Annotated in this window: 3 protein-coding genes; 1 reads left to right on the top strand and 2 read right to left on the bottom strand. The window is 34.8% G+C overall.

Annotation, left to right across the window (positions count from 1 at the left end):
- Positions 1–62 precede the first annotated feature (62 nt).
- Positions 63–608, bottom strand: coding sequence for a DUF6680 family protein (locus BHV83_RS00430; protein ID WP_008154570.1), 546 nt, complete (start codon positions 606–608; stop codon positions 63–65).
- 276 nt (positions 609–884) lie between these two features.
- On the opposite strand from BHV83_RS00430, the gene BHV83_RS00425 reads away from it, so the two are divergent.
- Positions 885–1430 (top strand): restriction endonuclease subunit S, encoded by a 546-nt coding sequence (locus tag BHV83_RS00425; protein ID WP_227223274.1) that lies wholly within the window; start codon positions 885–887, stop codon positions 1428–1430.
- On the opposite strand, the gene BHV83_RS00420 is transcribed toward BHV83_RS00425, so the two are convergent.
- The coding region (locus BHV83_RS00420; RefSeq protein ID WP_286755279.1) for a restriction endonuclease subunit S at positions 1423–2191 on the bottom strand (769 nt) is incomplete at its 5' end. The genes BHV83_RS00425 and BHV83_RS00420 overlap by 8 nt on opposite strands.

Here is a 2191-nt window from a genome sequence, read left to right as displayed (position 1 = left end):
AGCCCTCTAATTAAGGATGAAAAATCAATAATCTTACAGAAAATGGAAGTTTCCCATATTCTTTACTCTCCTTGCTGCTCCATCAACTCCTTATAGTGCTGTTCATATTCTTCCTCAGTAAAACTTTCAGCACAACTTTTGGATCGGGTTAAAATTCGTAGATTCTCTTGAAATAATATTTCCTGTCGGCTCATTTGAGAACCAAAATATTTAGGAGAATAAAATCTATCAATTTCTGTTTGCTTTAAATTTTTATATCCAAGAGAAACGGCCATTTCGGAAAGTAAGTCAAGTCTAAAAGAATTACTACTATCAAAATGGGGTGATTTTTCGTTTAAACTATCTAAATATTCTCTCCACGCATGTCGAACTTTTTTATTTTCTTGAAATACGACATCTATTGTATTTAATGCATCAACCCATTCTTTTGTTATTGGGGCTGATTTTCGATCTGCCATTAGTGTAAGGAAAACTCTTAATTGAGCATCTTTTTTTGCTTTTCTATCTTGGTATTTTATTCCTAATACCCAAACAATAATTGGAATAATAGCAACAGCAATAATTTGACCGATGCCGATAATGATTTGTATATATTCTGTTGTACTCATAACACATAAATTTAATACAAAGATAGTCTTTTAGATTAAAATCCATTTGTGTTATTCGGGAAATTTTATCTTTAATTAGATATTACACAGCCAACTATGCAAAATAGTAGAATATATAGCTTAAGGCTTAGCTCTTCTACACACTTTGAGAATAATATAATGAGCAATATTCTGTTTCTGGTGTGATGGACATAAGGTCATAAACAATGCGATGATTTGAGGAACAAACCGTCTGTTTTCGATAAAATTAAGGATTGTTATTCATAAAGGTCCGCAATTTATCAGGAGATATTTTCCAATCTGCAAGGAGAAGAATGCTCACTTTTAGATTTGGCTGAAATAATTAAAGGGCAACAAATCAATGGAAGTGAGCTTAGTGACAGTGGAAAATACTATGTGATGAATGGCGGTATAGCACCGTCAGGTTATTATGACAGTTATAACACTGAGGCTGATACAATTTCAATAAGTGAGGGTGGCAATTCTTGTGGCTATGTTCAATATAACAGTTCCGAATTTTGGAGCGGTGGGCATTGTTACACCTTACGTATAAAGCCGACCTCCTCCATAGCGACACATTTTTTGTTCCACTATTTGAAGTGGAAAGAACCAGATATAATGGCACTCCGAATAGGTAGCGGCTTACCTAATATTCAGAAGAAAGACTTGTCAAAAATCAGTATCATTGTGCCCACACTGGACAAGCAATTACAGTTAACCGTTTTGCTTTCCGCTTTTAAGAAGAAGATTGAAAATGAAGAAATGTACGTAGCAAACTTAGATAAGCAGAAACAATACTTACTCCAGCAAATGTTCATATAAACATCTGCTGGAGTAGGTGTTGCCGTTGTAAAAGCAAATCGTCATAAAGATTTTTCTCTATGGATATTTTTGAAGTTAATTTGTTGAGTGCATTAGCTATGGCTTTTTGTTCCTGAATGCTTGGAATACGATGAAGTGTTTTGAAGTAATCAATTACAGATAGGTTCAGCAAACCATGATTCCTTGCTCCCTCACCTGCAATATCTGCAATACCTTTGTACCATTTCTTTGATTCAAAATAGTGTGCAAGAAAATCTGAATCAATTCTTGCTGTATCGGGTCTAAAGCAGATATATAAAGGAGAGAGCACGCCTTCGGAAAAACATTCTAGTCGCTTGACCGCACCCCATGCATAATCACCTGAATAGCTCTTGTTATAAGCAAAATCACCTTTTCGTAGAAGGTAATACCCCTCCAAATTATCACTTGCTACAGATTTATTGAAAAATTCTTCTTGACTGACTAAACCAAACTGAGCTGCAATAGTAAGGACTAAAGTACATTGGGTATTGAAATTTTTAGTGCGTACACGTTGGCATATATCAGAAAGGTGTACCAAATGCCACTCTTCGGTAAAGCCAATAAACCTTTTTTGTGGCGAAGATTCATTTGGATAACAGAATGACTTATCTATAATTGCGGACTTTAGTTTTTTCAAATCCTCAATGATTTTGTTTTGGGTAGCGATGCGCTTGTCTATGGCTATTAACAGTTTTGCAATTTTGGTTTGTTCTTCTTTTGAAGGGATTCCGATATACACT

Source organism: Parabacteroides sp. merdae-related_45_40, from assembly GCF_001915675.1.
This window is presented reverse-complemented; position numbering and strand designations above follow the sequence as displayed.